Raw genomic sequence first — 18,663 nt, forward strand, 5'->3', positions numbered from 1 at the left:
GAAAATTACCCCCAACTGAATTCGCATAATTTGCTTTTTCCTTCTTTTTTTCCGCTATGCGAAATAACATAACGGTTTACTTTTCCTGACAATTTAAGAAATTATCTAAAATTAATGATTAATTCTTCCCATCAAAACGTCGATTGGAGCCTGCAAATTTCTAATTTTTAGCATTTATTGCGTTATTTGCACTCCCTAAATTTTAGCCCAAATGGTATCGACAAACAGAACACCCTCTTTAGCGGAGGCTTTGCTACCCATTGTTTGCCTGGTAATTCTTCTCACAATCAATGTTTTTGTGTTTGAAGACACCTTGGCAGGCTCGAATCAAATTGCCTTATTATTGGCAGCAACAATTGCAGGTATTATCGTCCGGCGCAACGGTCAAAAATGGGAGGAAACCAACCAGCATGTCGTCAAAACCATTGGATCGGCCATGCCTTCCATGCTCATTTTGTTGCTGATTGGTTCGCTGGCCGGTACCTGGATGATCAGCGGCATTGTTCCGGCCATGATTTATTATGGCTTGGAAATCATCAATCCGAACCTGTTTTTGGTAACTGCTGTAATTGTAAGCGCTCTGGTTTCGGTGGCTACTGGCAGTTCGTGGTCAACCATTGCCACCATTGGCGTAGCCCTGCTGGGCATCGGCAAAGCCATCGGATTCAACGAACCCCTTGTTGCCGGTGCCATTATTTCGGGCGCCTATTTTGGTGATAAAATTTCCCCCCTAAGCGATACGACCAACTTGGCACCAGCCATGGCCGGAACCGATTTATTCACCCACATTCAGTACCTGCTATTTACCACTATACCCAGCTTAATCATTACGCTTGTGTTGTTTTTAGTCATTGGATTCAATTATGAGTTCCACTCCTCCATCCACGACATTGAGCTGGTAAAAGTAGCGATTGAGGAAGTTTTCAATACGAGCTCCTGGCTGTTTTTGGTTCCTGTGATTTTGTTCGGCATCATCATCATGAAAGTTCCTCCTGTTCCATCTCTAATGATTGGTACCTTACTGGGGGCGGTTTTTGCCGTGGTGTTTCAACCCAATCTGGTACGCGAAATTGCTGGCAGTGGAATGAGCTATACCAAAGCGTCGTATGTCAGTTCGATGCAAGCCATGTTTGGCGATGTTTCCTTATCTACCCACAATGAAAACGTCAACCACTTGCTAAGCACCAGCGGCATGCGAGGCATGCTCGACACCATTTGGTTGATTCTTTCAGCAATGGTGTTTGGAGGAATCATGGAAGCTGGAGGTTTGCTGTCGCGGATTACCCGCCCCATTATGAAGATGGCCAAATCAACCGGAGCATTGGTAAGCTCCACGGTGGGTACCTGCATTTTTTTCAATGCCACAGCTTCGGATCAATACCTGGCCATTGTCGTACCCGGGCGCATGTACCGCAAAGCCTATGAAGACCGGAACTTGAAGCCGGAAGTGCTAAGTCGTACGCTGGAAGATTCCGGTACAATGACTTCCGTTCTGATCCCTTGGAACACCTGTGGGGCAACGCAGTCGCGCGTATTGGGCGTGACTACTTTCGACTACCTCCCTTACTGTTTCTTCAACTTAATCAGTCCGCTCATGAGTATCCTATTTGCCTATTTCAACATTAAAATACGGCGGTTGGTCAGTCGTCCCGCAAAGGCTGAAACGCAAAATGAAGCCATCTAACAAAACATTTTTCTATATTTACCGCAAATTATCTACTCCAGCTTATCATGATTCCAGGCATAGTGTTGATCACCTTTTATTTTGCTTTCCCAGTTTTACTAATTTACCTTACCCATATTTCGAAGTTTTGCAGTAAGATTGGCGCTGTTGTAATGGCCTACGCCATTGGCATGTTACTGGGGAATATCGGCATTTTTCCGAAACAGTCACAGACTTTTCGGGAGCTGCTTGCCAGTAGCACCAGTCTGCCGCGCGATCAGGTCAACGAATTGTTTCAACAGGGAATCATTACAGAAACGGATGTAATTGCCAACAACATTGCCAGCCTTCAGGATTTAATCATGACTCTGGTGATCCCACTTGCCATTCCCTTGCTTTTATTTTCACTCGATATCAAACGCTGGTTGAAGTTGGTCAAAAAAGCTTTGCTCTCGCTGGTTTTAGCCATGCTCTCCTTAATAATTGTCATTTTTTCCGGATACTTTCTGCTGCATCACGGGCTGGCCGAAGCCTGGAAAGTAGCGGGCCTTCTCGTTGGAATTTACACGGGAGGAACCCCCAACCTGGCAGCCATCAGCACAGCCCTTGAAGTGAACCCCAATATTTTTATTCTGACCCATACCTATGACATGATGCTTGGAGCCGTTTGCCTGATTTTCTTTATGACGGCAGCTCAGCGACTGTTGAATTCCTTTTTGCCTTCCTTCCGGGAAAACGCTCACATCCCGGCCAATGAGCTTAGTTTAAGCAGCCAACAAATGGATAATTACCAAGGAATGCTGACCCGCAAGGGAGTGCCTCAGCTACTAAAAGCCTTAGGCATATCCGTGCTTATTTTTGCAGTGGCAGGAGGACTTAGCCTACTAGTTGCTCCTTCTGCTCAAATGGTGGTTGCCATTTTAACTATCACCACGCTGGGCCTACTCTTCAGCTCCATTAAAAAGATTAACCGTATTGAAAAAACCTTTCAGCTAGGCATGTATTTCATCATTGTCTTTTCGCTGGTCATCGCCAGTATGAGTGACCTGAGAAGCATGTTTCAGATTGAATTTCTGAACCTTTTTCTTTACGTGGCACTTGCCGTTTATGGCTCAATGATCATCCATGTCATTCTCTCGCGTATTTTCAAAGTGGATACCGATACGACCATCATTACCATGACCGCCTTGACCTTTTCGCCACCTTTTGTACCGGTTGTTGCCGGAGCCCTGAAAAACAAGGAAGTCATCATTTCCGGACTCACGGTAGGTATTTTGGGCTATGCTTTCGGAAACTATGTGGGCGTGGCCATTGCGTTCTTTCTGAAAGGCTTTTAACCGCTACCGAAAGCTTACACCCTTCTCGGCATACTAACATTTTCTCAAGAAAAAGTAGAAAGTATGACAATTTCAACTCCTCTGCAAGATGTTGAACAATAGCCCCGGGCCTGTTCAAATATCATGCTTTTTCAGGTTCGCTTCGTTTAAATTGAAGCAAATTTAAACGATAAAACTATGGCAACCTATGATCCGGCAAGCCGCATTCAGAAACTTCGGCACTTTGGCGAATTTGGCGGCGTAAATCCCTCCATCACCGATTCCTCCACCTACACCTTTTTGCATGGCGATGATATGTTTGAAACGTTTCTGGGGCACATGGAAGGCTGCTTCCTGTACTCGCGCCACTGGAACCCAAGCAACAAATACCTGGCCGATGCGCTGGCAGCCATGGAAGATACCGAATCGGCCTGGGTTACTTCTTCAGGGATGGCGGCCATTACGTGTTCGCTCCTTCAATTATGCAACACAGGCGACCATATTGTAACCAGCGTAACCACCTATGGTGGCACGTTTGCCTTTCTGAAAAATTACCTCAAAAAGTTTCAGATTGAGGTCACTTTTGTCAACATTTCGGACCTGGAAAGCGTGGAAGCCGCTATTCAGGAAAACACCAAGGTGATTTATACGGAAAGTGTCACCAACCCCTTGCTACAGGTTTCTGACATCCCCAGACTGGCTGCCATTGCCCGGCGCCACAACATCAAACTTATGGTTGATAATACGTTTACGCCCATGATTATCTCGCCAGCCCGACTCGGTGCCGACATTGTGGTTTACAGCATGACCAAATTCATCAATGGAAAGAACGACTGCGTAGCTGGTGCCATTTGCGGAACCAACCAATTCATTCACGATTTGTCGAATGTAAACGACGGAACCGCCATGCTGCTTGGCCCGGTGCTGGATCCGCTACGTTCATCATCCATTTTGAAAAACATACACACCCTGCATTTACGCATGAAGCAGCACAGCCAAAACGCCCAGGTATTGGCTGAGAAACTCCATCAAAACGGGATTCCCATTAACTATCCGGGGCTTAAAAGTCATCCACAGCATGAGCTACACAGCCAGCTGATGAATCCGGAGTTTGGCTATGGCGGCATGCTGGCGATTGATGCACACACGGTAAAAAAAGCCAACAGCCTGATGCAAAAAATGCAGGAGCAGGATGTGGGTTACCTGGCTGTCAGCTTGGGCTATTTCAAAACCCTGTTCAGCTGCTCCGGAACCAGTACTTCCTCGGAAGTGCCTGAAGACGTGCAGCGCCAAATGGGACTCTCGGAAGGGCTGGTTCGCTTTTCGGTGGGCTTGGACAACGACATCGAAGCAACGGCTGAAACCATCCTTCAAATTTGTCATGAAGAAGGCTTAGCCTAAAACAGAAAAAGGAAGGAGAGCCGGCCTTAAAACCAACTCTCCTTCCCTCTTAAAAACCATTGATCGACTCAGCCTTTTAGAACAAGTAATTCAGGCCCATGTACAAGCCCGAATCCCCATCTCGTTTATCGGCCGCCATCCCGTAATCGATAGCTATTATAAAGTTTTCATTCATCGCCACCCGAACACCGACTCCATAGGAAATGTGCATCGCTTCACTGTCTGGATTAAAGTAATCCTTTGGATCATTAGCCAAGCTGAAGGCATTAAAAACATCGGTATCCAGATTGAGTGCCGTCTTTTTGGTAACTCTTCCAAAGTCTGTAAAACCATTAAGTCCGATGTAAAAGTTATTATTCAGCAGTTGAAGACGGGCAACTTTCCAACGCAATTCAGCATTTCCAAAGAAAATACCATCGCCAATCACCCGGTTACGCCGAATGCCGCGAAGCGTTCTTGAACCTCCCAGCCCTTCTGAAGTAGAGCCCGTCATGATGGAGGTAATCACCTGCGACTGGTAGTAAAACGGCACCTCTCCCCCCAACATTGTTTGATATACCAACCGATAAGCAAACGACAAATCCTTTGGAACCAGTGTAAAATACTGCCGGTGCGTCAAACTCAGTTTGCTAAACGAGCTTTCGGCTCCCAACACCTTGGGCGAAACCACCAGCACCGCTTCCGACCACTGCCCGCGCATCGGATGAGGCTTGTTATCCCGTGTGTCAAACACCAAACCTCCTTTAAAAACAGGAACAAAACCTCCATTGGCCTCCTCCGCTGAAATCAGGCCCCAATCCAGGTATTTATCATACAAGCCGTCAACATCAGGCAATAGGTCATCTTCTTTTTTCCCTTTGTTCAGCTTCTCCAGATTTACCGGGGCCACCTCAAAGTTCAGCAAATTCATCCCGCCAATCCAACGAAATTTTGAACCGGCAAGCTTTCCCTGCAAGTCAACTTTGAACCGAAACATTTTCCGGTCATAGTCATAAAACACGCGCGACACGTAATCCTCCGATTCGTCATCCACCCAGGAATCATTAAACACTGCATCATAGCCGTTAAAACCATAAAAGTCGTAAGCCTGATCCGTCAGATAAGTTAAATCGACCGAGCTTTGAATCCCTTTAATCAGCTGATCCGAATCGTAGTAAAAACGGTAAATTCCGCTTCCTTTGGTGAAGCGGGAAACTTCAAAATAAAGCGAATGGTTATACTTCGGATACCTGCTTCCATCACCATAATGGTACAAATTGACCAGCGCACCGTATTGAAACCCCAAGTCGGTGTCAAAAGTTACAGCCGGCAGGGCACCAAAATTCCACCCCTCTTTTACGAGTTCTTCTTTGGTTTCAGTCTGTGAAAATGCAGCCAGGGAAAGCCAGGGAAAAAGCAACAGAAAAAGTCCTTTCTTCATTCTGAATAAATTTAGTCTGAAACGAAGATAATGGTTTTTTGACAGGAGAAAATCCGGTCTGAAAAAAATACCTGTAAGCAAGAACAAATCCTCTTGTTGCCCGATAGTGAAATAATCACAAATATAAACCGGATCATTCATGGCGAGATGGTGGGATTTCTTATTTTTACAGAGCATACGCATTAGTTAAATTTGCAAGAGAATACCATGACTCAATTTTCAAGAATAGATTCTGATTCTGAAGTCCCCAAGTACAAGCAAGTGGAAGAGCTTATCCTTTCCGACATCGAAACAGGCATCTTTAAGCACGGACAACGCATTCCATCCATCAACGAAACCAGCGAAGAGCTGCTGCTTTCGCGCGACACGGTTGAAAAAGCCTATGTTCGTCTGAAAGAAAAAGGTGTTTTACTGGCTGTCCGCGGAAAGGGCTACTACGTCAACCGAACGGCTGTGGGGAAAAAATTGAAAATAGCCCTGATATTTAACAAACTAAGTAATTACAAACGAAGTTTATACGCCTCCTTTGTCTCTACCATTGGCTCCAAGGCAAGTGTAGATGTGTTTATCTACAATTATGATTTGACGGAGTTTGAAGATATTATCAACAACAACCTGACGAACTACGACTATTTTGTCATTCTTCCCCATTTCAGAAATGAACATGCGGATATTAGTTCGGTGGTGAAAAAAATTCCCAAGGAAAAAGTACTGATTATTGATAAAAACCTGGAGGCATTGCGTGACTACCCGGTTGTTTATCAGGAATACGACAAAGACATTCAGCAGGCTTTGGGCCAAGCTCTGGACCTCTTAAAGAAATACAAACGCTTGAACCTGGTCTTTCCGACCAACGAATATTATTCCATTTACATCAGCCGCGGATTTCAGATTTTCAATCAAATTCATGGGTTCGAATACCAAATTCTGAATTCGCTTAAAGAAGAAAGCCTCAACCAGCACGAAGCTTATATTCTTATCTCGGATAATGACTTGTATGAGCTGATCAAGCTGGTGAAGCAACGGGGCTGGACAGCCGGAAAAGACATTGGTATTTTGTCGTATAACGACAGTCCGGTAAAGGAGCTGCTTTGTGAAGGAATTTCCACGATTTCAACCAATCATGATCAAATTGGGCAGATGGCTGCAGAAATGATCCTGACCAATGACTTTAAGCGAATAAAAAGTCCTTTTGAGTTTGTTCGGAGAAATTCCCTGTAATAAAACTACTATTTTGAATTGCGAAATCAAAAGGAAACCATTAACTTGAATACATAATTTCCTCTTATTTTAACTTGAAACCTAGTCTGATGAATTCAAACCTTATTCATATCCTGATTGCCGAAGATGAAGAATTTAATTTTCTTTACCTGGCTGAAGTTCTCAGCGAGTTCAATGTCAAGCTTTATCGGGCCAAGGATGGTTTGTCTGCAGTAGATATCTGCAAGTCAACCCCTGAGATTGACCAGGTTCTGATGGACATTCGCATGCCAGTAATGGATGGCTACACTGCCACCAAAGAAATTAAAAAGTTCCGGCCCAACCTGACAATCATTGCGCAAACTGCTTATGCCATGGAATCAGACCGGCAACGGGCACTGGCCGAAGGCTGTGACGATTACATCTCGAAACCGATTAAAGGAAACGACCTGATCAGCATTGTGGAAAAACATGCTCCCAGCCGCTGTCCGCTTCGGGAAAAAGTGTAGGCTTCCAATTACCTTACTGATAGATCATTTTCCGGGTCATCCCACCGTCGACTACAAAGTTCTGGCCCGTGATAAAATCATTCTCCGGATTTAACAGAAACAGCACCATCCGGGCAATGTCTTCCGGTCGTCCCACCCGACCTGCAGGGTGTTGCAGATGATCTCCCGGACTTAGCGTCTCGGGCTTGAGTTCTGATTTTTTCTTGATTCCGGACACGTCAACCCAGCCGGAACTAATGGCATTTACCCGAACATCCGGCGATAAGCTCATTGCCAAAGCATGAGTCAGCGAGAGCAATCCGCCTTTACTGGCCGAATAGGCTTCGGTATTTGCCTCAGACTGCAAGGCACGGGTAGAACAGATATTTATAATTGTCCCCTTGGCTTTTTGAAGGGCTGGTGCCGCATACTTTGCACATAAAAAGGGGCCGGTCAGGTTTACCGCTAAGGCCCTGTTCCACTCCTCCAAACTCAGATCAGCAATTGGCCCATTGCGATGAATAACCGCATTATTCATCAAGCCATAAATACCCCCAAAGAATTCCTCCGAAAACTTAATTCCGGACTTGACCATAGACTCATCAGCCACATCCACCTTTAAGAGCAAAAGGTTCTCGTTTTCCATTTCAGCCTCCAGTTCTGCCAAGGCTTCATCATCCACTTCAAAAACAGTTACCCCATAGCCGGCATTAAGCAGTTCCTGAACGGTTATTTTTCCAATCCCCTGTCCTCCTCCAGTAACAATAATATTTCGTTTCATTCTGAGCTTTCCTAATTCGACGAAAGGTTTTCTATTTCTTCAAACATAGCTCGAAAACACTTCGAAGCCGTGTTTCTTGCACTGCTTTCTTCATTGTAAAATTCTTTCATAAAGGCTCCTGCTCCTGACCATACCGTTTGCATCATTCCTTGATAACGCGGTTTCATTTCAGGAGTTGCAGATGCTCTAAAATCAAACATATCGCGCGTTTGAGCAATCGCATTTTCGGGGTGTCTCCACGGGCAAGTCACTACATTCAAGCCTTTCATGGCGAAATAAACGGCAGTTTTATCGGGACGCTCATAGTGCCAGTCACAAATCATGACGTTTTTATCAATCAAGTCAATCGCCCGGTGCGTATTATTCATACTTGCCTCCCACATGCCCATACCTGTAGTCTTCCCGTCCAACAGCCGATCGCCCCAGATCCACAGCTGACGATCGTTTAAATCCAGGTAATTTTGAATTTTATTGACTTCGCCAGCAAATAGTTCAGCCTTATCACGGCCAGCACATCGGGGACATTCTTCATCGCCAATATAGAACACCTCATCCATCCCTGCATGAAAAGCGTCCGCTTCGAAAACCTCACAAATTTCATCAACCAAGTCGAATACAACAGCATGCACTTCGGGATGCAGTGGACAGTAGCTCTTGCAATACAAGCCATCCTCATTGGGCCACTCATACTTTTCGGGTAACTGAACATGTGGCGTTTCGTCAAACTCCGGATAAACTTCAAGCAGCTTTTCCAAGCGTGAATGCCAGGATTGATGCCCCAATAGATTTATTTGAGGAATCAAACGGATGTTGTGTTTCTGACATACTTCAACCATTTGCTTCACATCCTCTTTAGAAAGTGCTACCTCATTTCTGAGCTCCGGATGACTTTCATATTGATAGTTGTAGTCAACGCGCAGCACCAACACATTGACCTGCCGAGGCGCCAGTTCTTCGTCAATAAAGCGAACAAAGTCTGTGACTTCTCCAACTTGCGGAGCTCCAATACAAAAACCGCGAATTGGAAGCGTTTCACCTGCCTGAACATTCAAATTAATGCCTACAAGAAGCATTAGTGCAAAAAATAACCTTAAGTGTTTCATCTGTTTCGTTTCATTCGTTTTTAGCGATTAAGCCATTTCGCAGCAAGATTTCAAAAGCATTTAGAAGTTCAAGCTTTATCAATCAGAAAAAGAGAATAAGTTAGCCTTCATTCTATAATTTTAATCGAATATTGATTCGTGCTAACAACGCAGCAAAGCCCACCATGGCAAAAGCCCACACCAATGATCCTGCAACAACCAACAACTGACTATCTTCTTGCTTGTAAAACAAAATAGGCAAGCTCAACCCCCAAATCAGGTAATAAAAAATATCAGGTGCCAAATAAGTTGTTAGGGAGTTTTGTCCGGCTGGTAGAAACACTCGCGACCATCGCTGTTTTTTCCAAACATCGAGCACCAGATACAACAAGGCAAAAAGCAACATGCTAATGCCATTACAAAGCATCCCCCAACTGGGTGTTGCCTGAATTTTGGAAATAATAAACCACTGCCGCAACATCAATCCGGCAACTAACGAAGCAATCCCCATCGCCACGAGAATCATTAAGAACCGTTGTTTATTCTTTCCTTGCTGCTTGAGCAACAAGCCAACTACCAAGCCAGCCATAACTATTGAAGGAGTGCTCCCTGACAGGAGTACGCCAAAAACAGGTTTGATTACATCCAACCCTCCAAGTAACTGTAGCTGCGACAAAACATTCAGTGCAAAAAACAATAACCAGCCAACCACAATTCCCAGCATCCGTTCGCCAACAATTAAGAATGTAACGGACGCTGCAAAGTATCCCCAGCCAATCAATCCGAGGATTCCCCACCAGCCTGTTCGCAGCCACTCCACCTGCCCAGGTTCTCCGGCTCGGTATATCGCAACCAAGGCCACCAAGCCTAAAACACCGAGGGCTTTCAATCCCATGAAAAGCTTTTTATAATTTGGATTTAAAGGATATTTGTTCCAAATGAGAAACACGCACAGGTACATCAAGATCGCCCAGACAAAACGGTTCATTCCTGTCAACTCAGGATTAATTCGTCCGGCATTTAACATCAGTACTCCAATAATTAGTAAGCTGATGGTGCGTACCAAAATATGTCCAAGGAGTTGTGGTTTACGGTCTCCTTTCTTTAAACGAGAGGCAAAAGCAAAAGGGACCGAGAGTCCTACCATAAAAAGGAAACCGGGGAAAACCCAGTCGGCTAATCCCATTCCATCAAAATCGGCGGGGGTGTGAACCATCCATTTTGGTGCTCCGGGCACAAAAAGGTCATTCACAAAAAGCATTAAAAAAAGAGTTAAACCACGCATGATATCTATCGAAAGCACGCGCTGCGGTTTCGTTGAGCTTGTTGTTTCTTTCATAGGTTTTTTAGTGAATCTAAAACTAACTAAAAATCATCTGAAACACACACAAAATACCTTCAAGAATTTTGGTGCTTTTGTTGGCTTATAAATCCGTTCGATCAGAATAAAAAAAGCCAATCTCTACAGTCATTGATTCGTGGAAATCCACATTCGACTGAAAAGATTGGCTTTTATGTTGGAGTAACAAGCCATATGGATAGCGACCAAACGCTCTCCCCTTTTGTGCTTGCAATTCTAAAGCTATTTCATACCTATTTTAGGGTCAACTTAACCGCTTGCCCCGCCTCCATGTTAATCTTAATTATCCCTGAATCAAGCGAAAAGTCGGCGTTCTCAACTTTAAAATCTTTATCACCAAAAGGATTATGAAGTTTAAACACTCCTCCTTTTTCTGATTTTACGGTTACCGAAACTGGTAATCCTTCCTGCTTTTCAGCTGATACTAAAAAAGCCCCTTGCGTACGCAAATGTTGAAAACGAACGTCTTTCCAATCCGCTGGAATCGCCGGAAAAATTCTTACGACTCCGGTATGGCTTTGGATTAACATATCCTGCACACCGGCTGCAAAAGCAAAGTTCCCCTCCAAGGTAAATGGACGATAAGTCATTTTTGAGTGCCCGGCTTTACATTGGTCGCCATTCACATGAAATGAATTTCGCAAACAAAAGCATTCAGCAAAAACACGAAGCGCTTCTGCTGCTTTCTCTCCTTCGAAAGCCCGTGCGTAAAGGTTTCCTTGCCAACTATACGAATAGCCGGTCCAATAATCTGGTCCCTGTTTTTCGAGGTTCTCCAGTGTATTTCGGATAATCTCCTGATCTTTTTCCCCCTTTGAAAAATCAATTGTTCCTAAGGGATGGTATGCCATCAGGTGCGAGAAATGGCGGTGCGACTCGTTATAAGGGAACTCCGGGGCGAACATCAATCCTGTTTCCGAATCAACAGCCAACTCTGGCCACTCTGAAAGTATTTGCAACCAAGCGTTGCGTTCTTCTTGCAATCCCAATTCACCTGCTAGCTCTGCTGCTTTCTCATACGTCCAGCGAATCAAAGCCAAGTCAAAATTCGTAGTTTCTGAAAACCAAGCTTTAGCCGAGTTATTATAGATCTCGGGGCTCGAGCTCATTTTCAGTTTTCGCGTCCCATCCTCCGCTTTGATGGCCATATTATCAAAAAACACCGCCACATCTTTCAACCAAGGATAAGCACGTTCTTCCAGGAAGTCGCGATCCATGGAATATTTCCAATGCAGGTAAAAATGATGCCCCAACCAGGCAGCCACTGTTTGTCCCATGGAGTACTGGATCCAGCCACCCATTGGCTCTCCTTCTAAGGTACTCACCCCCGGAACATTCATTCCTTCAACACCGAAATACTCCTTGGTGTATTTCTTAAATGTTGGCCGATACTTCCACAACCAATTCAGAAAACCTTCTTCCAAGTCCAGGTAATTTCCAGTGTAAGATGGCCAGTAGCTTAGCTGGGTATTTAAGTCGTGGTGAAAATCGCCTTTCCAAGGTGGTAACTTCCCATGGTCTGCCGTCCAAACAGATTGTAAGCAAATAGGGGGCGCATCGGGCCTTGCAGCGGATCCAAACTTATACATTTCCAAATCATATTGGCGTTGTAACACCGAATCAGGAATGCTAATTGCCGACTTTGCCCAATAGCTTTTCCACCATGCCAGATGTTCTGCTAAGGAAGGCTCAAGACCCTGGGTCAATTCCTTCTTTACCCACTCACTTGCTAATGGTTGACTATCTTTTTTATCATTTTCAGAAGAAACCGACCAACAACCTTCTAAGCTGTTTTCAGTCTGCTGCCACGAGGTATGGATCTGGTACGAAAAATCGCCCCATCCGTGCTGATTGTATGTCAGGGAGTTGTTGTCTTTAGTAATTTCGCCCTGCTCATATCCCAATTGATTCAAGTCATTTCGTGACTGGCTGGTATGACCTTCATTATTCTCCCGGTTGTACGCTGGCGAAATAAGCTCAATTCCCAAGTCTTCAGGCAAATTCTCAAAGCGGTACCAACCAATTGGCTTCTCTGCATGCACAAAAGTCGTTAGCTTAGCACCATTTTCCCAAGAAACCACACAGGACGCCGTTTCTAGATCCAACTTCACTTCTTTTACAGTACCCAACTTTTCAATATCAAACTCCAAGGCGCCAGCTGGGATTTTAGAAGGAGCTGGCGACTGATTATAAGGTGTATCAAATACCTCTTGTACTTTTTTGTATTCTCCGGTTTTCCAGTGTTCATAGACATCATCAAACGTCCATTTATCAAAATCGATGTTTGCCATAGGGCGTAAATCCCAAAGGTCAGCACGATCAAGTGAAAAACGCAGCTTGCCCTCTTTCTGCCAGACGAGTGCACCGACCATGGCATTCCCCAAAGGCATCGCTTCATCCCAGGTAGCCGCCAGATCATTAAACACTAAATTATTCTTCGGATTTTGTTCCGGCTCCTCTTTGGCCACACACGAGACCAAGAGAGCAAAGAACAAGACAATCAGGGTAGATCTCATATTCATTCAATTAAGTAGTTAGTAGATTTCGGCAATATAAGTAAAAAGTCGATCCCAACTAATTATGATATCCATTTAGCTCGGCCAAATGTGCATAATTAAAATCACCATGAGAATTATTGGTGACCAATTTCATATATCTAAACGACTCTACTGATATGAGATTTACATACTGGATGTTTTGCATTTGCGCTAATGAATACCTTCCCAAACTCGTCCAATTTTCCCCATCGTCACTTTTAAACATTTCAAAGTCCTTAATGGCACCATTCAGGTTCGATCTGTTTTCAAAAGCAAAGCCTTTCACGGTTGTTAGCGTTCCCATATCTAGTACAAACTCGTGCGGATGACCAGGTAATTTGCTTTTCCATTCGGTATGCCAAAAAGTAGATAAATCGCCATCTAACATGCCTGAAGCAGGTCCATTGTCTTCTTCACTATCAGCATAAATAATCGACCAAGCGGATCTATCTAATAGGTCTTTTGTATTGATGACTTCAATTGTTGGGACATTATTTACAAATTCATATTCATAAGCTCTGGTAACCCTCGATCCGTTTTCATGAATAAAGCCAATTCTCAATTGGTATTGACCATCCAGCTTGTAAAAATCCGACAATGGGCATTCGATATATAAACTATCCTGCCCAATAGGCAGTGATGTGAAAGAAGGCGCATCGTAATCCTGGTTAGCTGCTCCAGCTGGATATGGATCGTGCCACACATTAATGGCAGCGACCATTCCGTCGGATGTAAAATTGCCTGAGATTATGATTTTATTGTTTTCAACTTTTCCTCTCAGGTTCGTAATATTGGTCGTTACTTTGGAGTACCAATCGGATCTTTCATCCGTGCTGAATGTTTGTGAATTGGCAAAAATTGCAGCATGAGCCGCTGTAATGAAGGTCGGTCTTTTCCCATAGGTACCATTCCCAGTCCCCATCAAAGCGGTTCCCAGCGTCGATTGCACACTATTCCACTCCTTATTGTGTGGTGCATTAAGCCCATGCCCTAACTCATGAACCAACCCACCGATCCATTTAGTCGCCAGATTTCCCAAGTTATTATCTTGCCCCAAGTATTGCACATCCTGATACTCATAATCGAGAGCAAAACAATACTTTCCATATCCATAAAACGGAACACCGCCCGGGTTTAACGGATCTCCAGACGTAGATGGTAAAAGAACAAGCGTATGTTCGCTTTTCTTTTCATCAGGATGCTCATTGAAATAGGCGTTCAGTTCATTAACAATAACTCCACCTCCGCCACTGTATGGATAAGCACTTTTCCCTTGCTTTCCGATGACAGTTATAAGATTCAATTTTCCATCACTTTTGATGTCTAATCCAAAAGAAGTTCGTCCAAACCCCTCCCGTTCCAAGTTAACAGCAAAAAACTCCTGAGCATCAAACACTATTTCCTCAATACGAGTTTCATAATCAACAACAGGAACCATATCATTCGGAACAAAATAAACGACATTAAGCTTGTATGGATTATCTTTCCATTCATTGTCTACAAGCTTGTCAACCTCATCCGGACCTGCTTCTTCTTCCAGACTAGTCACACTATCCTTTGAACAAGAAGCTAACATCAGCAGTAGTAGAAGGTAAATAATATTTATTTTAGTCATTTTTATACATATTTACATTAGTTAAGCTATTATATGCTTACTCCAGAATAGATTTCAACCTAACTTCTCCTTGAATGCTCTCTTTGTTCAAACAATAGACTTTTCTTGTTTGACTTGTGCCTCAAATCTTAGTATTTATACTTGCTACTGAGCGGTACAAGAGCAAAATAAGAAATAATTCAATCTGCCTTGATTCTACTGCAATTCAAATGATTAGTGGTTTAGAAATATTGAAGTCTGATTAGTTCGGATTAAGTTTCACCATTGGAAGTACAAATTTCTGGTAAGTGAATAGCCCATTGGCCAAATCACCATTGCACTCTTTCGTTAAGATTGCTTTTAGTTCTTCTACTTTTTCCGGAAACTGATCCGCCAAATTGTTTTCTTCCCGATAATCATCGGGTAAATAATACAATTGAAAGATATCTTTAGAGTAGTAGTTCCGAAGCTTCCACCCCTCCTTGGTCACGATCGTTCCTCCGTACATGGACGAATTAATCGTGTAATCATGTTCTGTCGTTTTATCCGCTCCTGTTAGTATTGGCATGATGGAGATTCCATCTTTTGCTTCCTCCAATTCGACGCTCAATAAATCGGCAAATGTTGGTACCAAGTCATAGTTAGCCACCAGGTTATTCGCTTCCTGTCCGCCTTCAATTTTCCCGGGCCATTTTACAAGCAAGGGAATGCGCAATCCTCCCTCCCAGTTGTCATACTTTAACCCGGCCATGCCATCGTTACCATTAAATACATCGCCTCCCAGCTCGGAATAAAACTTAGTTGTAACATTATCAAATCGTTCTCCGGTTTGCATATTTCGAACCGGCTTGAGAATTCGTCCTTCCTGAGAGTAGTAGATTTCATGCCCGTTATCTGAGCTAAAAATGATCATGGTGTTTTCTTCCAGACCGAGCTTTTCCAGCTCCTGCATGATTACGCCAACGTGGTCGTCCAGCATTTTGACCATCGAAGCATATTCCTTTTCGATTTGAGTCAAGCGATCGTCATTCTTAAAGTCGTCATGTACCTTAGGAATGGCAACCGGACCGTGTGGTAATTGCGTTGGATGGTACAGAAAAAACGGTCGGTCTTTGTTTTCGCGAATGAAAGAAAGCATCTTATCCAGGAATAAGTTTTGAGAATACAAACTCTTACCTTCCATATTCCACCGTTCCTTATACGCTTTTGGCGTTTCCCGCTCGATTGTTTTTCCGCAATCTTTTCGGGTATTACCCGGGATATCAATTTTCTGTCCATTTTCGAACATATAAGGGGGGTAAAAACCATGGGCCATCACATGATCGAGATAGCCATAGTAATAATCCCAGCCATGCTGTTTCATTTCTTCAAACGAAACCGAAAAGCCCCATTCCAACTTGCCTACCTGACCGGTTGTATAGCCTGCTTTTTTAAACACTTCGGCCAGTGTTGTTGTTGATGTGTTTGAACTCCCGACCTGCCTGTCCAATGCCTGCGAAACTTCATCAGCCGTAACGTCGCCATCAAAAACCTTTTTGTAAGCCCCTCCGCTCGTAATCTGCCACTTATCGGTATGGCAATCATGATAGCCGGTTAAAAGACTTGCCCGTGCCGGTGCACAAAACATACAGCCACGAACATTGCTAAACCGGATTCCTTCTTCAGCAATCCGATCAATATTCGGTGTTTTTACGATTTGTTGTCCTTCATGCGATAATAGGCCACGTCCCAGATCATCGGCATAGATGAAAACGACATTGGGCAACTTATCTTCAGGCTTTTCTATTGCCTGGCATCCAGCCAAGCCGGTAACACCTGCAAGCGCTAAAAAAAATTTATTCATATGTAAACTCTATTTAAACCAAGTGGCCTTTATTCAAAAATAAAAGCCACCTGGTCTCAAAAATAATTTATTGCCATCCTGGATTTTGCTCCAGGTTCTCATTCAGTATCAACTGCGTTTTAGGTATCGGATTCAGATTGTAATAATCTTGCCAACCTTTCCCTTGCTGGACAAAATCGCCAACACAAACGACACGCCCTACATCATCCGTTGTAACTGATGCATCCGGATTTACGTCATCTGTTGTTACAAAAATGGAAGCATTTCCAAAATACTCATCTTTTTCCGATGCTGCAACACGTACCCCTAAAGGCCTTTGATTTATATAGTATTCGCCTCTGTTCCATCGTCTGATATCATAAAACCCGAATCCTTCGCCCAATAGCTCAACCATTCGTTCCCGGCGTATTTCCCAAGCCACTGGATCAACCTCCGGATCTCTTTCCGGATCAAATGAGGCGTTTATTTCACTCACATTCATGGCTGCTACATTGGCTCGGGCTCGCAACTTGTTAATGGTCAAATCAGCAACTGACTGATCAAATTTACCCAACTCGTAAGTAACCTCGGCATAATTGAGCATAATTTCCTCGATATGGAAAATTGGACAATCCGTTACTGCAAATCTTCCTCCGGCCTGAATGGCAGCCTCATTATACGTATTATAGTACATGTAGAAGTAATAGCCCCCGTAATTTCGCATGGGCCCCCACGAATTGGAAGAGGTTTGAATCATTGGAACTCTGGAAAGAAACTGAGGCTGCCAGGTATGCAACGGAAATTGGTGGTTGGCATCGTTAATACTGTTCATATAATCAATGTAATAACGATCTTTCGGATCCATTCCTTCAGTCCACCACGAGTCCCGGTTTGCATCGGTTACAGCAACACCATTTCCCTTATTGGTTTTATAAGGAGGAATACAGCGCCAGTACAACCGATGATCGCGATTTTTAAACTCATCATTGACAGTAGCATTGGCACCAGCCCCCTCGTAAAGATCGCTTGTTGCCACTGGTTTCCCATCCTGACAGAGATAACGACCAACTGAACGGGCATGCAACCCAATTTTTTGAGAGCCTCCTCGTTCCATGCGCGGCAAAGATGACATTTCAAGATCCTGCGCCAATTCCTTGTATAAGATAATACCCGGAACTTTCGATAAATCATCCGAGGACCACAAATCAACAAAATTGGTTGCGATTGTTGGATAAGCATCAATTAAGAGCTTCGAAACACGCTCACACTCTTTCAGGTAAACATCAGCATCCGAAAGTGAATGGTATTTCCGCCAAGTGCCTTCAAACAAACAGAAACGGGACAGGAGTGCTCGTACGACATCTTTGTTTATCGTATTCTCTCCTTCACCTTTTTCTTTTATATTTTCTTCTGCATATTTCAGGTCGCGCAAAATATTACTTGCCACCTCATTACGAGGCGTCCTTTTTCCATACAGAACCTCCAAATCATCATCCTCAACAACCTCTTCCAACCAAGGCACGTCTCCATAGCGAGCCAATAAATCATAGTAACGGTAGGAACGAAAAAACAATCCGACAGCTCGCCAGTGATTTTTCTCTTCTTCACTCATCTGTGAACCGTCAATATTGCGAAGCATTACATTTACTTTACGCATATAACTGAAATCCCAGGCATTATCCATATTCGTAGTAGAAGAAATATTATTCCACTGCCAGTCATTGCGTTGAACATTCGTACCATTACTCATATACAGGTAATTTGCATAAACATCACCCAATGCATGCGTATAAACCTGAGCTCCGGTTCCAAGGTATTGTCTCATCTGAGAATTTGCAAAGATACCGTATAAGCCCCAGGAATAGGTTTTAAAGTTGTCATACGAAGCAAAAGCTGTTTTTTCAGTCAATGATGTCTTTGGCGAGTACTCCAAGAAATCATCATTACACCCAACCGAGCTTATAATTAACGAGAAGAATAAGTATTTAATGAATTTCAT

13 protein-coding genes are annotated in these 18,663 nt (G+C 43.8%); 5 read left to right on the plus strand and 8 right to left on the minus strand.

The window, feature by feature from the left end:
- Positions 1–211: 211 nt before the first annotated feature.
- The 3 genes from nhaC to ACRD6K_RS14580 all read left to right on the plus strand — a co-directional run bounded on the left by nhaC (position 212) and on the right by ACRD6K_RS14580 (position 4,380).
- On the plus strand, positions 212–1,684 hold the full coding sequence (gene nhaC, locus ACRD6K_RS14570) for a Na+/H+ antiporter NhaC (protein ID WP_430973827.1): 1,473 nt from the start codon (positions 212–214) through the stop codon (positions 1,682–1,684).
- A gap of 47 nt (positions 1,685–1,731) precedes the next feature.
- A complete protein-coding gene (locus ACRD6K_RS14575) occupies positions 1,732–3,000 on the plus strand; it encodes a DUF819 family protein (RefSeq protein ID WP_430973828.1) in 1,269 nt (422 codons plus the stop codon).
- Between the two features lie 177 nt (positions 3,001–3,177).
- Positions 3,178–4,380 (plus strand): aminotransferase class I/II-fold pyridoxal phosphate-dependent enzyme, encoded by a 1,203-nt coding sequence (locus ACRD6K_RS14580; RefSeq protein ID WP_430973829.1) that lies wholly within the window; start codon positions 3,178–3,180, stop codon positions 4,378–4,380.
- A 76-nt stretch (positions 4,381–4,456) separates the two neighbouring features.
- Here ACRD6K_RS14580 and omp85 read toward each other — a convergent pair whose 3' ends face one another.
- Positions 4,457–5,800, minus strand: coding sequence for an Omp85 family outer membrane protein (gene omp85 / locus ACRD6K_RS14585; RefSeq protein ID WP_430973830.1), 1,344 nt, complete (start codon positions 5,798–5,800; stop codon positions 4,457–4,459).
- Positions 5,801–6,007: 207 nt separating this feature from the next.
- Between omp85 and ACRD6K_RS14590 the strand changes: the two genes are divergently transcribed.
- Positions 6,008–7,021 carry a GntR family transcriptional regulator gene (locus ACRD6K_RS14590; RefSeq protein ID WP_299576424.1) on the plus strand — a complete coding sequence of 338 codons (1,014 nt, stop codon included), beginning with the start codon at positions 6,008–6,010 and terminating at the stop codon, positions 7,019–7,021.
- A gap of 89 nt (positions 7,022–7,110) precedes the next feature.
- A complete protein-coding gene (locus ACRD6K_RS14595; RefSeq protein WP_430973831.1) occupies positions 7,111–7,509 on the plus strand; it encodes a response regulator in 399 nt (132 codons plus the stop codon).
- A gap of 13 nt (positions 7,510–7,522) precedes the next feature.
- Here ACRD6K_RS14595 and ACRD6K_RS14600 read toward each other — a convergent pair whose 3' ends face one another.
- From ACRD6K_RS14600 to ACRD6K_RS14630, 7 genes are all read right to left on the minus strand, one after another.
- Positions 7,523–8,269, minus strand: coding sequence for an SDR family oxidoreductase (locus tag ACRD6K_RS14600; protein ID WP_430973832.1), 747 nt, complete (start codon positions 8,267–8,269; stop codon positions 7,523–7,525).
- Between the two features lie 11 nt (positions 8,270–8,280).
- On the minus strand, positions 8,281–9,372 hold the full coding sequence (locus tag ACRD6K_RS14605; RefSeq protein ID WP_430973833.1) for a family 20 glycosylhydrolase: 1,092 nt from the start codon (positions 9,370–9,372) through the stop codon (positions 8,281–8,283).
- A gap of 112 nt (positions 9,373–9,484) precedes the next feature.
- A complete protein-coding gene (locus ACRD6K_RS14610) occupies positions 9,485–10,690 on the minus strand; it encodes a heparan-alpha-glucosaminide N-acetyltransferase domain-containing protein (RefSeq protein WP_430973834.1) in 1,206 nt (401 codons plus the stop codon).
- Between the two features lie 254 nt (positions 10,691–10,944).
- The gene (locus ACRD6K_RS14615) at positions 10,945–13,233 is read right to left on the minus strand and encodes a glycosyl hydrolase family 95 catalytic domain-containing protein (RefSeq protein ID WP_430973835.1); all 2,289 of its coding nucleotides are present in this window, start codon (positions 13,231–13,233) and stop codon (positions 10,945–10,947) included.
- 52 nt (positions 13,234–13,285) lie between these two features.
- On the minus strand, positions 13,286–14,863 hold the full coding sequence (locus ACRD6K_RS14620) for a discoidin domain-containing protein (protein WP_430973836.1): 1,578 nt from the start codon (positions 14,861–14,863) through the stop codon (positions 13,286–13,288).
- A gap of 241 nt (positions 14,864–15,104) precedes the next feature.
- Positions 15,105–16,685, minus strand: a complete 1,581-nt coding sequence (locus ACRD6K_RS14625) for an arylsulfatase (protein WP_430973837.1) — start codon at positions 16,683–16,685, stop codon at positions 15,105–15,107.
- Positions 16,686–16,752: 67 nt separating this feature from the next.
- Positions 16,753–18,663 (minus strand): RagB/SusD family nutrient uptake outer membrane protein, encoded by a 1,911-nt coding sequence (locus ACRD6K_RS14630; protein ID WP_430973838.1) that lies wholly within the window; start codon positions 18,661–18,663, stop codon positions 16,753–16,755.

Source organism: Sunxiuqinia rutila, assembly GCF_050589705.1.
Classification (GTDB): domain Bacteria; phylum Bacteroidota; class Bacteroidia; order Bacteroidales; family Prolixibacteraceae; genus Sunxiuqinia; species Sunxiuqinia rutila.

Bases quoted from the DNA above. Each gene is read 5' to 3' on its own strand.
- ACRD6K_RS14580 (WP_430973829.1), top strand. From the start codon at position 3,178: ATGGCAACCTATGATCCGGCAAGCCGCATTCAGAAACTTCGGCACTTT.
- ACRD6K_RS14600 (WP_430973832.1), bottom strand. From the start codon at position 8,269: ATGAAACGAAATATTATTGTTACTGGAGGAGGACAGGGGATTGGAAAA.
- omp85 (WP_430973830.1), bottom strand. From the start codon at position 5,800: ATGAAGAAAGGACTTTTTCTGTTGCTTTTTCCCTGGCTTTCCCTGGCT.
- ACRD6K_RS14610 (WP_430973834.1), bottom strand. From the start codon at position 10,690: ATGAAAGAAACAACAAGCTCAACGAAACCGCAGCGCGTGCTTTCGATA.
- ACRD6K_RS14605 (WP_430973833.1), bottom strand. From the start codon at position 9,372: ATGAAACACTTAAGGTTATTTTTTGCACTAATGCTTCTTGTAGGCATT.
- ACRD6K_RS14595 (WP_430973831.1), top strand. From the start codon at position 7,111: ATGAATTCAAACCTTATTCATATCCTGATTGCCGAAGATGAAGAATTT.
- ACRD6K_RS14590 (WP_299576424.1), top strand. From the start codon at position 6,008: ATGACTCAATTTTCAAGAATAGATTCTGATTCTGAAGTCCCCAAGTAC.
- ACRD6K_RS14630 (WP_430973838.1), bottom strand. From the start codon at position 18,663: ATGAAATTCATTAAATACTTATTCTTCTCGTTAATTATAAGCTCGGTT.
- ACRD6K_RS14625 (WP_430973837.1), bottom strand. From the start codon at position 16,685: ATGAATAAATTTTTTTTAGCGCTTGCAGGTGTTACCGGCTTGGCTGGA.
- ACRD6K_RS14615 (WP_430973835.1), bottom strand. From the start codon at position 13,233: ATGAATATGAGATCTACCCTGATTGTCTTGTTCTTTGCTCTCTTGGTC.
- nhaC (WP_430973827.1), top strand. From the start codon at position 212: ATGGTATCGACAAACAGAACACCCTCTTTAGCGGAGGCTTTGCTACCC.
- ACRD6K_RS14620 (WP_430973836.1), bottom strand. From the start codon at position 14,863: ATGACTAAAATAAATATTATTTACCTTCTACTACTGCTGATGTTAGCT.
- ACRD6K_RS14575 (WP_430973828.1), top strand. From the start codon at position 1,732: ATGATTCCAGGCATAGTGTTGATCACCTTTTATTTTGCTTTCCCAGTT.